Source organism: Devosia algicola (genome assembly GCF_028816455.1).
In the GTDB taxonomy this organism is placed as follows: Bacteria; Pseudomonadota; Alphaproteobacteria; order Rhizobiales; family Devosiaceae; genus Devosia; species Devosia algicola.
In genome coordinates this window covers 937,070-951,362 of record NZ_CP118246.1, presented here as the reverse complement: position 1 = coordinate 951,362, position 14,293 = coordinate 937,070, and the positions used below count along the sequence as shown (strand labels likewise).

15 protein-coding genes are annotated in these 14,293 nt (G+C 57.2%); 8 read left to right on the top strand and 7 right to left on the bottom strand.

Features of this window, described 5'->3' with window-relative positions; translation table 11 throughout:
- The first annotated feature begins 18 nt into the window (after positions 1 to 18).
- The 6 genes from PSQ19_RS04945 (at position 19) to PSQ19_RS04920 (ending at position 4,979) form a co-directional block, all read left to right on the top strand.
- The gene (locus PSQ19_RS04945; RefSeq protein ID WP_282219851.1) at positions 19 to 1,023 is read left to right on the top strand and encodes an ABC transporter permease; all 1,005 of its coding nucleotides are present in this window, start codon (positions 19 to 21) and stop codon (positions 1,021 to 1,023) included.
- Positions 1,020 to 1,883: an ABC transporter permease gene (locus tag PSQ19_RS04940; protein ID WP_282219850.1), complete on the top strand. Its 864-nt coding sequence runs from the start codon at positions 1,020 to 1,022 to the stop codon at positions 1,881 to 1,883. The genes PSQ19_RS04945 and PSQ19_RS04940 overlap by 4 nt, the downstream gene beginning before the upstream one ends.
- Positions 1,883 to 2,374 (top strand): ATP-binding cassette domain-containing protein, encoded by a 492-nt coding sequence (locus PSQ19_RS04935; protein WP_282219849.1) that lies wholly within the window; start codon positions 1,883 to 1,885, stop codon positions 2,372 to 2,374. Before PSQ19_RS04940 ends, PSQ19_RS04935 begins: the two co-directional genes overlap by 1 nt.
- Positions 2,371 to 2,913, top strand: coding sequence for an oligopeptide/dipeptide ABC transporter ATP-binding protein (locus PSQ19_RS04930; protein ID WP_282219848.1), 543 nt, complete (start codon positions 2,371 to 2,373; stop codon positions 2,911 to 2,913). Before PSQ19_RS04935 ends, PSQ19_RS04930 begins: the two co-directional genes overlap by 4 nt.
- Entirely contained in the window at positions 2,910 to 3,938 is a 1,029-nt protein-coding gene (locus tag PSQ19_RS04925) for an ABC transporter ATP-binding protein (RefSeq protein WP_282219847.1), read from the top strand. Before PSQ19_RS04930 ends, PSQ19_RS04925 begins: the two co-directional genes overlap by 4 nt.
- 141 nt (positions 3,939 to 4,079) lie before the next feature.
- On the top strand, positions 4,080 to 4,979 hold the full coding sequence (locus tag PSQ19_RS04920) for an aldo/keto reductase (RefSeq protein WP_282219846.1): 900 nt from the start codon (positions 4,080 to 4,082) through the stop codon (positions 4,977 to 4,979).
- 34 nt (positions 4,980 to 5,013) lie between these two features.
- On the opposite strand, the gene yghX is transcribed toward PSQ19_RS04920, so the two are convergent.
- Positions 5,014 to 5,901, bottom strand: coding sequence for a YghX family hydrolase (gene yghX, locus PSQ19_RS04915; protein ID WP_282219845.1), 888 nt, complete (start codon positions 5,899 to 5,901; stop codon positions 5,014 to 5,016).
- A gap of 128 nt (positions 5,902 to 6,029) precedes the next feature.
- On the opposite strand from yghX, the gene PSQ19_RS04910 reads away from it, so the two are divergent.
- Positions 6,030 to 6,944, top strand: a complete 915-nt coding sequence (locus tag PSQ19_RS04910) for an acetamidase/formamidase family protein (protein WP_282219844.1) — start codon at positions 6,030 to 6,032, stop codon at positions 6,942 to 6,944.
- A 16-nt stretch (positions 6,945 to 6,960) separates the two neighbouring features.
- On the opposite strand, the gene PSQ19_RS04905 is transcribed toward PSQ19_RS04910, so the two are convergent.
- From PSQ19_RS04905 to PSQ19_RS04895, 3 genes are all read right to left on the bottom strand, one after another.
- Complete coding sequence (locus PSQ19_RS04905; RefSeq protein WP_282219843.1) at positions 6,961 to 7,377, bottom strand: hypothetical protein; 417 nt, start codon at positions 7,375 to 7,377, stop codon at positions 6,961 to 6,963.
- Entirely contained in the window at positions 7,322 to 7,945 is a 624-nt protein-coding gene (locus PSQ19_RS04900) for a Gfo/Idh/MocA family protein (RefSeq protein WP_282219842.1), read from the bottom strand. The genes PSQ19_RS04905 and PSQ19_RS04900 overlap by 56 nt, the downstream gene beginning before the upstream one ends.
- Positions 7,946 to 8,116: 171 nt before the next feature.
- Complete coding sequence (locus PSQ19_RS04895) at positions 8,117 to 8,248, bottom strand: hypothetical protein (protein ID WP_282219841.1); 132 nt, start codon at positions 8,246 to 8,248, stop codon at positions 8,117 to 8,119.
- Positions 8,249 to 8,419: 171 nt separating this feature from the next.
- Between PSQ19_RS04895 and PSQ19_RS04890 the strand changes: the two genes are divergently transcribed.
- Positions 8,420 to 8,662: a hypothetical protein gene (locus PSQ19_RS04890; protein WP_282219840.1), complete on the top strand. Its 243-nt coding sequence runs from the start codon at positions 8,420 to 8,422 to the stop codon at positions 8,660 to 8,662.
- A gap of 702 nt (positions 8,663 to 9,364) precedes the next feature.
- Here the strand turns inward: PSQ19_RS04890 and PSQ19_RS04885 are convergent.
- The 3 genes from PSQ19_RS04885 to PSQ19_RS04875 all read right to left on the bottom strand — a co-directional run bounded on the left by PSQ19_RS04885 (position 9,365) and on the right by PSQ19_RS04875 (position 14,257).
- The gene (locus PSQ19_RS04885; protein ID WP_282219839.1) at positions 9,365 to 9,607 is read right to left on the bottom strand and encodes a hypothetical protein; all 243 of its coding nucleotides are present in this window, start codon (positions 9,605 to 9,607) and stop codon (positions 9,365 to 9,367) included.
- Between the two features lie 183 nt (positions 9,608 to 9,790).
- On the bottom strand, positions 9,791 to 10,453 hold the full coding sequence (locus PSQ19_RS04880) for a hypothetical protein (protein WP_282219838.1): 663 nt from the start codon (positions 10,451 to 10,453) through the stop codon (positions 9,791 to 9,793).
- A 99-nt stretch (positions 10,454 to 10,552) separates the two neighbouring features.
- Positions 10,553 to 14,257 (bottom strand): vitamin B12-dependent ribonucleotide reductase, encoded by a 3,705-nt coding sequence (locus tag PSQ19_RS04875; RefSeq protein WP_282219837.1) that lies wholly within the window; start codon positions 14,255 to 14,257, stop codon positions 10,553 to 10,555.
- Positions 14,258 to 14,293 lie beyond the last annotated feature (36 nt).

The following is a 14,293-nucleotide window of genomic DNA, read 5'->3' as shown; positions in this document are numbered from 1 at the left end:
GACCGGTAGTGAGGCCATATGTCGAAGGAACTCCAGCGCTATCTGTTGACCCGTTTTGGTCAGTTCTTGCTGATTATCTTTGTCGCGGTGAGCATAAATTTCATTATTCCAAGATTGTTGCCTGGTGATCCGGTACAGACAGCCTTGGCACGCCTGCAAACTGCGGGCGGTGCGCAGAACGTCGATATTCAGGCCGTTTCTGCTTCCTACCGAGCCAAGTATGGTCTCGATGCCCCCCTGATCGAACAGTATTTCAACTATTGGATGGATTTGTTCCGGCTTGATCTTGGCGTCTCCTTCGCCAATTTCCCCGAGAAGGTATCCACCATGATCGCCAATGCGTTGCCGTGGTCTGTGGGCCTGCTGGCGACTGCAACATTGATCGCGTTTGTTACTGGCTCATTGCTGGGTGCACGTTTGGCGTGGCCAGGCGCGGGACGCGGGATCAAGACGCTTGTGCCGATGATGATGATACTCACATCAATCCCATTCTACCTGCTGGCGATCATCCTGATCTACTTCTTCGCCGTGGTGTTGCGATGGTTCCCACCCGCGGGCGGCGTTGATACGACACGCATCATGCGTATGGACTGGGAGACAACAGCGGATGTTCTCAACCATGCGCTATTGCCATCGCTCGCCATTATTCTGGGCAATATCGGTTTCTGGGCGCTCGGTATGCGCAGCCAGATGATTAATGTTCTGGGCGAGGACTATATTACATTCGCTGAGGCCAAAGGGTTGCCGCAACGTCGAATTTTCGTGTGGTACGGCATGCGAAATGCGCTTCTGGCGCAGGTTACCGCGCTGGCCCTGTCGCTGGGGCATGTTGTATCCGGCGCCATTCTTGTCGAAGTCATCTTCAACTATCCGGGCTTGGGTTCGCTGCTCTATGTGGCGATCCGCGGGCAGGACTATTTTGTCATTCAGGGCGTGGTGTTGATGCTGATTGTTGCGCTGGCGGTGCTGCTATTCATTGTCGACCTTATCTATCCGCTGCTAGACCCCAGGATCCGTCGATGAATCGGTTTTTTGTTTCACTCCGCCGCAACTACGAACAGGGCCGGATCAGCGGCATCCTGGTACTCGGTCTCGCGATCCTGATTGCGGTGGTCTTGTTTGGTGCCATTGGTTCGCTATTCGTTGATCCGATAAATGCCACCGTGGGCGCGGTTCGTCCGCGCCGACCGCCAGGGGGCGACTATTTCCTGGGTACGGATTCCCAGGGACGCGACATGTGGACATTGCTGATTTACGCCACACCGAACACGCTGAAAATGGGACTGATCGCTGGTTTTATCGGCGTGGGGTTCGGCACCGTTCTCGGCCTGATTGCTGGTCATTTTGGTGGTGTGGCGGATGCCATTATTCGCGTGATCTCTGATGCCTTGTTGACTGTGCCGGCAATCGCGGTGCTTGTCGTCATTGCCGGCAATATTGATCGGATGAGCACCTTGATCATGGCGATGGTGGTTGCGTCATTGGGCTGGATGTTCACCACCCGGACCGTACGCGCACAGGTCCTCAGTGTCCGGGAGAAGGCCTATGTCGAGGTGGCACGGGTCAATGGTGAGGGGCCATGGGAGATATTGTTTGCCGAAATCATGCCCAACATCATGCCTTATATTGTGGCCAGCTTCGTCGGTACGGTTTCCGGCTCGATCCTTGCTGTCATCGGCCTTGAGGCGCTAGGCCTCGGGGCGTTGGAGGAAATGACGCTGGGCAACACAATCTATTGGTCGCAGCAATCCTCGGCCGTGTTGCGTGGCTATTGGTGGTGGTGGGGGCCACCGATTGTTGTAATCGCGTTGATCTTTATCGGCCTGTTTCTCACCTCGGTCGGGTTTGATCGGTTCGCTAACCCAAGACTGGCGCGACGGTGATGAGTATATCCGACGACGTCAAACCCATTCTCGAGGTCTCCGATCTAAACGTGCATTACGATACCGGACAGGGCCCGGCCAAGGCGGTGAACGAGGTTTCCCTTTCACTTAAGCCCGGTGAGCGTCTCGGCCTGATCGGCGAGTCCGGTTCTGGCAAGACGACCATGGCCACGGCGCTGATGCGGCTCACGCGGCCCCCGGGCCGGATTGTCTCAGGCAGCGTGATACTCGATGGCAAGGACATTATGGCGATGTCGGTGCGCGAGTTACGCGAAACGCGTTTGCGCGACATCGCGCTGATACCGCAAGGCGCGATGAGTTCGCTCAACCCGGTGATGCGGCTTGAGGAGCAGATCATCGACGCCATCGCGGCGCACACAACTGGCATGAAGCGCGCGGCACTCAACGCCCGCGTCGAGGAGTTGCTGACCAATGTGGGGCTTGCCCCGAAGTTGCGCGGCGGTTTCCCCATGAACTATCGGGCGGCATGAAGCAACGTGCTGCCATGGCGATTGCGACGTCGCTCAGCCCCAAGGTCATTATTGCAGATGAGCCAACCAGCGCGCTCGACGTCGTTGTGCAACGCCAGGTGATGCAGACGCTCGGTCGTCTTCAGGACGGGTTGGGGGCAGCGGTTGTGCTGATCGGTCACGACATGGGACTGGTTGCACAATTTGCTGATGTAGTCGGCGTGATGTATGCGGGCAAGATTGTCGAGATCGGACCGGTGCGGCGGATGATCGAGGCACCAAAGCATCCCTACACGCGTTTGTTGGTAGACAGCCTGCCGGGGATCAAGGTCAAGCAGGCATTGACTGGTATTCCCGGTCTGCCGCCGCCGCTTATCGATTTGCCGCCAGGGTGCAGCTTCAGTCCGCGCTGCCCCTACGCATTCGAGCGATGCGGGCACGAAGTGCCGCAGCCGCAGGAAGTTGGACCCGGTCAATTGGCTGCCTGCCATCTTTATCCCGAACACAGCGCGTTGCCGCCGATGCCTGAGCGCATGAGCGACACGGAGGGGCAACTATGACCGCCTTGATGGAAGTGCAGGATTTGACCAAACGCTACGGCGGGTTCACGGCGCTGGACAAGGTTACATTGACGCTGTCGGACGATGCGCCTTCGATGACAGCGGTCGCGGGAGAGAGCGGCAGTGGCAAAACAACGCTGGCTCGCATGATGCTGGGGTTCATCGAGCCGACAGAAGGCGCGGTGCTCTATGCGGGCAAAGACGTCGCCAAAATGAGCGCATCGGAGAAACGACAGTTTCGCCGCGAGGTACAGCCGGTCTTCCAGGATCCGTTTGAGGTGTTCAATCCATTTTACCGGATCGACCATGTGCTGACGACGCCCGTTAAGCGCTATCACCTCGCCGACACCGAGGCCAAGGCGCAGGCGCTTATTGAAGATGCGCTTAAACGTGTCGGATTGCGACCCCAGGACACACTCGGTCGGTTCCCGCACGAGTTGTCCGGTGGTCAACGTCAGCGCGTAATGGTTGCACGGGCTGTGTTGCTTCGACCGCGGATGATTGTTGCCGACGAGCCGGTCTCCATGGTCGATGCGTCGCTGCGCGCCACAATTCTGGATGAGTTGCGCACCCTTAATCGCGATCTTGGTATATCGATTGTCTACATCACTCACGACCTGACAACCGCCTTCCAGATCTGCGATAATATTGTCGTGCTCTATCGGGGGACTGTTGCGGAAGCTGGCGCGGTCGAGCGTGTTATCGGAGATCCGAAACATCCTTACTCGCAACTGCTTGTGTCATCTATTCCGTTGCCTGATCTGGACAAAGTTTGGGGCACCGACGAAATTCCGGTGACAGAGGCTAACGCTGCTCGCGCTAATTCCGGCTGCCCATTTGCGCCAAGGTGCCCCAGCGTCATGGAGCAATGCTGGCGACGACCGCCGCCGAAATTTGTGCCCGACACGCAGCGTCTTGCGACCTGCTATCTTTACGAAAATTCACCTGAAGCGCCCGACGACGATGTCGCTTCAGTTTTCCGTCCGCCCCAACCCGTTAATTCGGATGTTGGCAACCCAATCTAGTAATTATCAAGGTTTTGACGATGCCTATTCGATTGACTGATCGGCGCCAGGTTGGCGCTACCTCGCTGGCGCTACCGCCCTTTGGTTTTGGTGCCGCGCATCTTGGCGGGATGTATAATCGGGTATCGGGCGAGCTGTCCCATGCAACCATCAAGGCGGCATGGGACAATGGGGTGCGGTATTTCGATACAGGCTCCGTATTATGGTCGGGGTCTTAGCGAGCATCGAGTCGGCGATTTCGTCATTGATCAGCCGCGTGATCAGTTCCTGTTGACCACCAAGGTCGGACGCTATTTCAGGCGACCGACTGAACCCAAAACGTTTGATCGGACGCCGTGGGGTGGCGGGCTCAACATGGAAATCGTCTGGGACTATTCCTACGACGGCATCATTCGCTCGTACGAGCAGAGCCTATTGCGGCTGGGGCTCGACACGATTGATGCGCTCTTAATTCATGATCCCGAAGCCGCCGGTCACGAAGGTGGTCCGAGTCTCGACGATCTTTCCCGCAGCGGCATCAGGGCGCTGGAAGAACTCAAGCGCAATGGGCACATCAAGGCCATCGGCATGGGTCTCAATGCCTCGGAGTCGCTTGATACCGTAGCGCGGCGTGTACCGCTCGATTTCTGCATTGTTGCCATGCCCTATACGCTACTGGATCAGGTGGCGCTGAAGTCGGGGATGCGATATTGCCTCGACAACAATATTTCCGTGATCGTTGGCGCGCCTTATGCGTCGGGCATTCTGGCGACCGGGCCGGGGCCGCAAGCCCGTTACCGATACCAAATTGCCGAACCCGATATTCAGGACAAGGCGCGCCGCATTCAAGCAGTGTGCCATCGTCATGGCGTGTCGCTGCAGTCCGTGGCGTTGCAGTTTCCGCTGGCGCACCCCGCTGTGGTCTCGATCATTCCCGGCGCGGCCAAGCCCGAAGAGGTCGTCGCAAATATTGGCTACCTGAATGAAGAGGTGCCGTTGGCTCTCTGGTCAGAACTCAAGGCCGAAAGCTTGATTGATCCTGACGCACCGGTCCCTGCGTAGGGGACCGGTGCGACCAGATTGGGTTTTGCGCGGTTCAACTCAGATATTTTTTGAACCAGTCCACAGTCCGACCCCACGACAGTTCGGCGGTCTCGGCATCGTACCGTGGCGTGGAATCGTTGTGGAAGCCGTGATTTACGTCGTCGTAGATATAGGCTTCGTACGTCTTGTCGTTACTCTTGAGCGCCGCCTCATAGGCTGGCCAGCCCTCATTTATGCGCGTGTCGAGACCGGCATAGTGCAACAGGAGCGGTGCTTTTATCTTGGGAACATCGTCTGCTGAAGCCTGACGACCGTAATATGGTACTGCCGCGCCCAGTTCGGGGTATGCCACAGCCGCCGCGTTGCAGACGCCACCGCCGTAGCAAAAGCCGACGATCCCGACCTTTTCGTTTACGGCGTCGTGGGATTGCAGGAATTCTATGGCGGCGAAAAAATCGTTCATCAATTTGGTTGGGTCGACCTGTGACTGCAGTTCGCGGCCGTCTTCATCATTGCCGGGATAGCCGCCAACCGATGACAGTCCGTCTGGTGCGATAGCTACAAAGCCGGCCTTCGCGACGCGGCGGGCCACGTCTTCAATATAGGGATTGAGGCCGCGGTTTTCGTGAACAACCACGACCCCGCCGACCGGGGTTGTGGTGGCGGTTGGACGAACCCAGTATCCACGGACGTCGCCGTGGCCGTTGGGGGAGGGGTAGGTAATGTATTCAGCATCGATGTCTGGGTCGGTAAACGTGACCTGCTGTGCCATTGCATAATTCGGGCTGAGCAGGTTGAGCAGGGCGACGGCTGTCAGTCCACCGACGGCAAATTTGCCTGCCCGATCAAGAAATTCGCGTTTGGTAATTTTGCCGTGGACGTAATAGTCATAGAGTTCGAGCAGTTCCTGATCGAAATCCTTGGCGGTCATGCGGTTCATGATTTTCTCCCTGATTTGTCTATGAGACGGCGTTGGGAAGGAAATTCGCGTACGACGGCAGCATAACAGATTAACGCGGGTGTTTCGAACGCTATGGAAGCGTATCGGGATCAACAACGGACACAATCATGACAACGCACCGACTGGTTTGTAACGTCTGGCACAATATTCTGGGTACCGTTCCACCCGCACTACATGTTGGTGATGGTGATAGCGTGGTGACGGAAACGCTTGATGCCATGGGGGTGGACAAGGACGGTGTGAGCCGGGCCAGCGGCGGCAACCCGATGAATGGGCCGATCCATGTCGAGGGGGCGGCGCCTGGCGACAGGCTGTTGGTTGAAATCGTGCGCATGACGCCGATCCGCCCGATGGGATGGACGCGGGCATCGCTGGCGGCCAATGTGGTGCAACCGGAGCGGGTGCGGGACCTGCCGCAGAGTGCGCGGACTGAATGGTTCATCGATATCGAGGCGGGCACAGTATCGCTGGCGGCGCCGGTGGCGGGGCTGGAGCACCTGGTGTTGCCGCTTGATCCGATGATCGGCTGCTTTGGTGTGGCCCCGGACCGAGGGCAGGCGTTTTCGACCGCGACCAGTGCCGAGAATGGCGGGAACATGGATTATCGCGGCTTTGGACCGGGGACCAAAATCTGGTTTCCGGTATTTGTGCCCGGTGCGCTGTTTTTCCTCGGTGACTGCCATGCAGTGCAGGGCGATGGCGAGATCGTGGGGACGGGTGTTGAAACGGCGATGGAGGTTGAGGTTCGGCTTTCGGTGGTAAAGGGTACAAAAATTGTGTGGCCACGGGCGGAAACCGACGAGGCGATCCTGACGGTTGGCAATGCACGGCCCCTGGATCAGGCGCTACAACATGCGACCACCGAAATGTTCGACTGGCTGACCGGTGAGTATGGGCTCTCCGGGGTTGCCGCGTCGCATTTGATGGGGCAGGTCATTCGCTACCAGGTGGGGAACGTTTTCGATCCGGCCTATACGATGGTGGCCAAGATCGAAAAACGTTGGCTGCCGCCAAAAGCCTGAGGGGTGGCGGCGCGCGCTATTCCCACGGATAGCGCAGGCCGATACTGGCGCGGACGGCGTCGAGCGTTTTCATGATGGCTACTGTTTCGGTCAACGGCATAATGTCGCTTGAAATCTTGCCATTGGCGACCATGTTTTCGAGTTCGTCTGCCTCAAATTGCTTGCCACCGCCGCTCACATCGGAGCGATATTCCTCAATAACGTCCTTGTTTTTGGCAATCACACGGAATGATGTGGGCGCGTACCAGACCCCCTCAATTTCGATACGCGCCTTGGTGCCGAGAATCTGCGCCCGGTTCGGGCCAGCGACTTCGCTGGACGCCAAGATGGTGGAAATCGCGCCGCCAGAATGGCGGAAAATCGCCGAGATGTGGGAGTCAGCGCCGGTTGAACGGAAGCGCGCTTCGGCGTGGGTGAGGGTTGGTTCGCCCAAAATATCCCAGACGAATGAAATCGGATAAATACCGAGATCCATCAGGGCACTGCCGCCAAGGCTCTATTGCATTGAGGCGATGGGCGGGATCGTCGGACAGGGCCTGGGCATGCTCAGCATTGAGGGATGTGATCTCGCCCAGAAGGCCAGAGGCGATAATTTCCCGGACTTTGATCATATGGGGCAGGAACCGCGTCCACATGGCTTCCAGTACGGCCAGATTTTTCTGTTTGGCCAATGCGACAATTTCTGCCGCTTCGCGCGCATTTATCGTGAACGGCTTTTCGATGAGAACGTGTTTGCCAGCCTCAAGGGCGAGTTTTGCGTTGTGGACATGCATTGGATGAGGGGTGGCGACATAGATCGCATCGACATTGGGATCGGCGACCAAGTCTTCATAGCTGCCGTGGGCCGTCTTGATGTCAAACTCCCTGGCGAATGCGCTTGCTTTTTCCAGCGTGCGCGAACCAACGGCCGTGACGTCGTGGCCCGTCGCAACAAGGTCTCGGGTCACATTATGGGCGATGCCGCCGGTTGCCAGAATTCCCCAACGTAGTTTCTTGGTCATGTCGTGTCCTGCTGTTTGATCATTTGGGTCGTCGTGACCATTTGATAGTCAGAAAATTGCGCGTGGCGGTGGCGGGCGTGGGCTGGGCGTTGTTTTTCTCAGTATAGGGGCGGCGTTGCCCGGCGGGCATATAATCGGGTTCAACGGGCGTTTGAGATTGCGGCGTGAGCGCTAGTGAACGATGGCGAATATTATCGAAATGCCGACAATGGCCAGCACCATGCCGGCGATCAGCATGATCATCAGGCGACGGTTTGCGGTGTCGTCGTCCGATTGTTCCCGATGGCCTTTTTTGTCTGCCAATTGGACCTTCCCTGCATATTGGCGCAAGGATGACCGATAGGTGCAATAATTACAAGCATTTACAATGGGATCGATGGGTCGGTGTCGACGACCTCTTGCCTTTGATGGTGTGGGCGGTGCTATGGTTCAAATTCAGGACGCCTGGTGCGTACAGGTTCAGGAGAGCGAGTAATGGCCTTCAGGAAGGTAACGAGAGATCAATTCGAGCATATGGCGGATGGCAGGGTCCATCATCGGCCGTTGGGGATGTTTTTTTCGGCGTCACCCAATACCGATCCGATTGATGCCGAAATCGAGCACACCAACGAAGTCGACGCCAATCGGGACAAGGATGGCTACGAGTATGACCATGATGAGGTCAAGCGCGAGGCCCTCGACATGCTGCGCGATCTCGCGTCTGGCGCTTCGCGCTAGCGGCGCTGCTGCACTGTGGCGTGCGGCCAACAAAACCAGCCATGGTGCTGCACCGTGCGACCAATGGTCGACGGGCAGGGACGAGCAACGATGGCGAGACCGCGATCTCGTGGGAAATAAAGTCAGGTGAAACCGGGGTCTCGCCATCGCGTCGGGATTTTGCGCACACGCCTTAAGCAGCCACCCCTTTCGGGGCTGGTGACAAGACATTGGCAACTGAGCCCGGTCGTCCGGCTCCCATCCCCGTTGCCCCGCCACCAGGCTGGTGGGCAGCATCCATGCGAGAGACTGGCGCCCCAACCTCCCCGACTGTCCCCAGGCTCATCACGCGTCATGATCGGCTCTGGCCTGGGCGATGGACAGAGTTTACGCGGGGTTTTGGGGGCGGGGACATTTTTTTGTTTTTGCTTTTTGTGTGGGGGGAAGGGGGCGCTACGTGGCCTTGTCTGAGTGGCGGGAGTTGAGGGGGCGTTCCCAACCGCGGTGTCACCCCGGCGGAGGCCGGGGTCCATCTTGAGGTTTTTCTGAGTGCACGGAGGGTTGAGGGATCTCAGGATGGGCCCCGGGTCAAGCCCGGGGTGACACGGTGGGAGGCTCAGTGCTTACTATGGCAACGGCAGCGGTCGCGCCGCTGCGACCGCGCTACTGTGCCAACAAGTTGGTGTGGTGACAATTAGTCCACAATGCGCCCCGATTCGGAGGTTAGGCCCCATTTCTGTCGGCATCATCTCGGTTGTCGCTCGACATTGTTAACGTTAGTTTCAGTACGGGAACGGGCGGCAACGCATGGTACCGAATCTCTTTAGAAATCTGGTTGATTTCGTTGGCCTCAGACTTATTGTCCTCCATTCCGTTCTCGGCAGCAGAAATTCCCGCATTACCTTCGATTTTATAGCCGTTATCGAGCCGCGCAGCGATCTGCGGTAGGTAATTGTTGAGGCTCAATTTTAAGGCTCGTTCATTCTACTTTTGTTTCGGGGGCCGATGACGCCGTCGGCTATTCTCTTAAGGCCACTGTCAATCTTCGCATCGATATCTGCGTCTAGTGCGTCGAGCGCTTTTGTAGAGGCTTCGGCAGCTAGCGCGTTGGCTCTCGCCTCCCTCAAATTGTATGTTGAGGTTATCAACTCAATGATCTCTCTCGTAATTTTCAACACGAATAAGCATGCTGGGATGGTAATTCCAGCAAATATCAGCGGATCGGTCGTTGATAGGCTCATCAAGTCTTGGAGGGCTTCGACTTCCAGTTGCGATTTCCTCGCTGAGTTCCAGGAACTTGGCGATATCTGTAAGATCTTTCGAGAATGCCATTAACTCGTTAGAAAATGCTGCCCTCGGCATCAGAATGCTTAGCTCGGCTTCACCTTCCTCAATCTCGTAGGCTTCCAAGCCCAAGCTCTCAAACGCTTCTAGGATGCCCATAAGTGCTGTTCTCACGGACACCAGCTTGGTATGAATTTGGTTAACCGTGGCCACAGCGCTTTCCAGCGTAATGCTGTTACCTCTCACCGCATCAACTGTTTGAGTAGCAAAGGAAGCGTTCTTAAGTAGCAATGCCCCGATGTGTTCGAGTGATTGGTTCCAAGTCTCCGGATAGAGAAAATCGGGCGATGTGCTGAGCGCTTGGAGCGTCTCAAGAGATGTTTCAATTTGAGAGAGGTTGGCGGCGTTGGGACTGGAAATTTGCGTTTGAAGTGCATTCTGTAAGGTGGCGATTGTATCGATCACCAAGTTGGTCTCAATGTCCGTGGTAATCTTGCGAGCAATCGTAAAAAGACGTTCGGTGTTCATATTGGTTCCCCCGCATAGTGTTCGGCCCAAACCTAGGTTTGGGCCAAACGTTATTGCGTCTCTTCTTCTGCAACAGAGCCGGCCGGGTATTTCCTGCCCTCAACTACACCCTGTCGTTGTCCCGCACGTGTCGCACTTCAGGCAGGTGCCGTTGCGGACCATGGTGAAGTTGTGGCACTCGGTGCATTGGTCGCCGGTGTAGCCTTTCATCTGGGCTTCGGCGCGGAGAACGACCGTGTCCTTGCTGGGCGGCGGGCTGGGGATCGGGTCCAGTTCGGCGGCGGAGAAGGCGGCCGGGGCAATCTGGGAGTCGGGTTTTAGCGCGGTTGCCGCATTCAGCGCCGTTACGGTTGAGGTTTGCATCGCCTGAACCGGGTTCAGATGCTGTTCGCCCGAAACGATCATCAGGGACTTGTTGGCCGTCTTGCCCCGGGTCATGCCGCGCGACACAAAGCGTTCGGCCGGAATGGGGGCCTGTTGGCTTGACTTGGGTGCCTGATCTTCGGCGGCACCCTTGCCCAGAGAGGTGGGGCTTTCAGGATTGACGTGCGCCAGATCATCGCGGTCGAGATAGGAAACCGCCAGTTCGCGGAACACATAATCCAGAATGCTGGTGGCGTTCTTGATCCGGTCATTGCCCATGACCATGCCGGCAGGCTCGAACCGGGTGAAGGTGAAAGCCTCGACATATTCATCGAGCGGCACGCCATATTGCAAACCAATGGAGATGGCGATGGCGAAATTGTTCATCATGGCCCGGAAGGCAGCGCCTTCCTTATGCATGTCTATAAAGATTTCACCGATGCGACCATCGGCATATTCGCCGGTGTGCAGATAGACCTTATGGCCGCCAACGATGGCTTTTTGGGTATAGCCCTTGCGGCGATCCGGCATTTTTTCGCGATCGCGGGTGACCGTTTCAACGATGCGTTCGACGATTTTCTCGGCGATCTGGGGGACGCGCGCAGCAGCAGTTTGAGCCACCAGCGTTTCGACCGTATCGTCTTCGTCGTCTTCCTCGACGGCCAAGAGCGAAGAATTAAGCGGCTGGCTGAGTTTGGAGCCATCGCGATATAGCGCATTGGCTTTTAGCGCCAGACGCCAGGACAGCATGTAGCTTTCCTTGCAGTCTTCGACCGTTGCGTCGTTTGGCATGTTGATGGTTTTGGAGATGGCGCCCGAAATAAACGGCTGGGCAGCGGCCATCATCAGGATGTGGCTTTCCACACTCAGATAGCGCTTGCCGATCTTGCCACAGGGGGTGGCGCAATCGAACACCGGCAGATGGTCGGCCTTGAGGTGCGGCGCGCCTTCGAGCGTCATGGCACCGCAAACGTGAATATTGGCGGCCTCGATGTCCTTTTTGGCAAAGCCAAGGAAGGGCAGCAGTTCGAACGAGAAATCGTTCATCTGCGCTTCGGTGACGCCGAGCGATTTCAGGAATTCAACACCCAGCGTCCACTGATTGAAGACGAACTTGATGTCGAAGGCCGATTTCAGCGCTGCGTTGAGCGCCTCGATCTTGTCGTCGGTAAAACCCTTGGTGCGCAGGGTTGCCGGATTGACGCCCGGTGCCTGATTGAGATTGCCGTGACCGACAGCATAGGCCTCGATCTCGGCGATCTGGCTTTCATCATAGCCAAGGGTGCGCAGGGCTTCGGGCACGGCGCGGTTGATGATCTTGAAATACCCGCCGCCGGCCAGCTTCTTGAATTTTACCAGGGCAAAATCGGGCTCGATGCCGGTGGTGTCGCAATCCATGACCAGACCGATGGTGCCGGTCGGGGCAATGACGGAGACCTGGGCATTACGATAGCCATGCTGCTCGCCAAGGGCAAGGGCATTGTCCCAGGCCAGCTTGGCGCGCTTGGACAGGGGCTGATCGGTGAGCGAAGCATGATCAAGCGGCACGGGCAGGATGGAGAGGCCCTCATAGCCATCGGCATTGCCGTGGGCAGCGTTGCGATGGTTGCGAATGACGCGCAGCATGTGTTGGGCGTTGCGTGGATAATCCTTGAACGCGCCCAGTTCCTTGGCCATTTCGGCCGAGGTTGCATAGGAAACGCCAGTCATGATGGCAGTAACAGCACCAGCAATAGCGCGGCCTTCAGCGGAGTCGTAAGGAATGCCCGAGGTCATCAGGAAGCCGCCAATATTGGCGTAGCCGATGCCCAAGGTGCGGTATTCGTAGGAGCGCTCGGCAATGGCTTTTGAGGGGAACTGGGCCATCATCACGGAGATTTCGAGCACAATGGTCCACAGGCGCACCGTGTGTTCATAAGCGGCGGTGTCGAACGAGCCATCCTTGTTGCGATAAGGCAGCAGGTTTACCGACGCCAGATTGCAGGCGGTATCGTCGAGGAACATATATTCCGAGCAGGGGTTCGATGCATTGATCGGTCCAGCTTCAGGGGAGGTGTGCCACTCATTGATGGTGGTGTGATATTGAATGCCGGGATCAGCTGAGGCCCAGGCGGCATAGCCAATGGTTTCCCACAGATCGCGGGCCTTGAGGGTTTTGGTGACTTTGCCGTCCTTGCGGCCCAGCAGATCCCAATCACTATCGGCCTCGACGGCGTTAAGGAACGCATCGGAAACGCGCACGGAATTGTTGGAGTTCTGGCCCGAAACGGTCAGATAGGCTTCGCTGTCCCAATCGGTGTCGTAGATCGGGAAATCGAGATCGGTATAGCCCTGCTTGGCGAACTGGATGACGCGGTAGATGTAGTTTTCCGGTACCAGCGACTTTTTGGCGGCACGCACTTCGCGCTTGAGGGCGGGGTTCTTTTGCACATCAAAGCAATCATCGCCCTGACCTTCGCAATTGACGGCGGCCTTCATGATCAGCTTGAGGTGCTTTGAAACGGTCTTGGAACCGGTGACAAGGGCGGCAACTTTTTGCTCTTCCTTGACCTTCCAGTTGATATATTCCTCAACGTCGGGATGGTCGATATCGATCACCACCATTTTGGCGGCGCGGCGGGTGGTGCCGCCCGACTTGATGGCGCCAGCAGCGCGGTCGCCTATCTTGAGAAAGCTCATCAGGCCCGACGATTTGCCGCCGCCCGAGAGCTTTTCGCCGCCGCCGCGCAGTTTGGAGAAGTTGGTGCCGGTGCCCGACCCATATTTGAACAGGCGGGCTTCGCGGACCCAAAGGTCCATGATGCCGTTTTCATTGACCAGATCGTCGTTGACCGACTGGATGAAGCAGGCGTGCGGCTGGGGATGTTCATAAGAGGACTGCGACTGCACCAGCTTGTGGGTGAACGGGTCGACATAGAAATGGCCCTGGCCGGGGCCGTCGATGCCATAGGCCCAGTGCAGGCCGGTGTTGAACCATTGTGGTGAATTTGGAGCAACGCGCTGCGTGGCCAGCATATGAGCCAGTTCGTCAAAAAAGGCGCGGGCGTCATCTTCGCTATCGAAATAGCCGCCCTTCCAGCCCCAATAGGTCCAGGTGCCGGCCAAGCGGTCAAAGACCTGGCGGCTGTCCATTTCCGAACCATAGCGCTCGTCTTCGGGCAGCTTTGCCAGCGCGTCCTCGTCGGGCACGGAGCGCCACAGCCAGGACGGAACTGTGTTTTCTTCGACCTTTTTCAGGACTTTGGCGACGCCAGCCTTGCGGAAGTATTTTTGCGCAATAATGTCGGCAGCAACCTGGCTCCAGCTGGCCGGAATGGCGATGTCTTCAAGCTTGAAGACGACCGAGCCATCGGGATTGCGAATCTCGCTGGTGGCCGAACGAAATTCGAGGCCGGCATAGGCCCCCTTTTTGGCTTTGGTAAATCGGCGTTCGATGCGCATACTTCTCGTAGTCCCCAAATTACGCGGTCAATATCG

Bases quoted from the DNA above. Each gene is read 5' to 3' on its own strand.
- PSQ19_RS04945 (WP_282219851.1), top strand. From the start codon at position 19: ATGTCGAAGGAACTCCAGCGCTATCTGTTGACCCGTTTTGGTCAGTTC.
- PSQ19_RS04925 (WP_282219847.1), top strand. From the start codon at position 2,910: ATGACCGCCTTGATGGAAGTGCAGGATTTGACCAAACGCTACGGCGGG.
- PSQ19_RS04920 (WP_282219846.1), top strand. From the start codon at position 4,080: ATGCAACCATCAAGGCGGCATGGGACAATGGGGTGCGGTATTTCGATA.
- PSQ19_RS04890 (WP_282219840.1), top strand. From the start codon at position 8,420: ATGGCCTTCAGGAAGGTAACGAGAGATCAATTCGAGCATATGGCGGAT.
- PSQ19_RS04910 (WP_282219844.1), top strand. From the start codon at position 6,030: ATGACAACGCACCGACTGGTTTGTAACGTCTGGCACAATATTCTGGGT.
- PSQ19_RS04880 (WP_282219838.1), bottom strand. From the start codon at position 10,453: ATGAACACCGAACGTCTTTTTACGATTGCTCGCAAGATTACCACGGAC.
- yghX (WP_282219845.1), bottom strand. From the start codon at position 5,901: ATGAACCGCATGACCGCCAAGGATTTCGATCAGGAACTGCTCGAACTC.
- PSQ19_RS04930 (WP_282219848.1), top strand. From the start codon at position 2,371: ATGAAGCAACGTGCTGCCATGGCGATTGCGACGTCGCTCAGCCCCAAG.
- PSQ19_RS04935 (WP_282219849.1), top strand. From the start codon at position 1,883: ATGAGTATATCCGACGACGTCAAACCCATTCTCGAGGTCTCCGATCTA.
- PSQ19_RS04875 (WP_282219837.1), bottom strand. From the start codon at position 14,257: ATGCGCATCGAACGCCGATTTACCAAAGCCAAAAAGGGGGCCTATGCC.
- PSQ19_RS04940 (WP_282219850.1), top strand. From the start codon at position 1,020: ATGAATCGGTTTTTTGTTTCACTCCGCCGCAACTACGAACAGGGCCGG.
- PSQ19_RS04900 (WP_282219842.1), bottom strand. From the start codon at position 7,945: ATGACCAAGAAACTACGTTGGGGAATTCTGGCAACCGGCGGCATCGCC.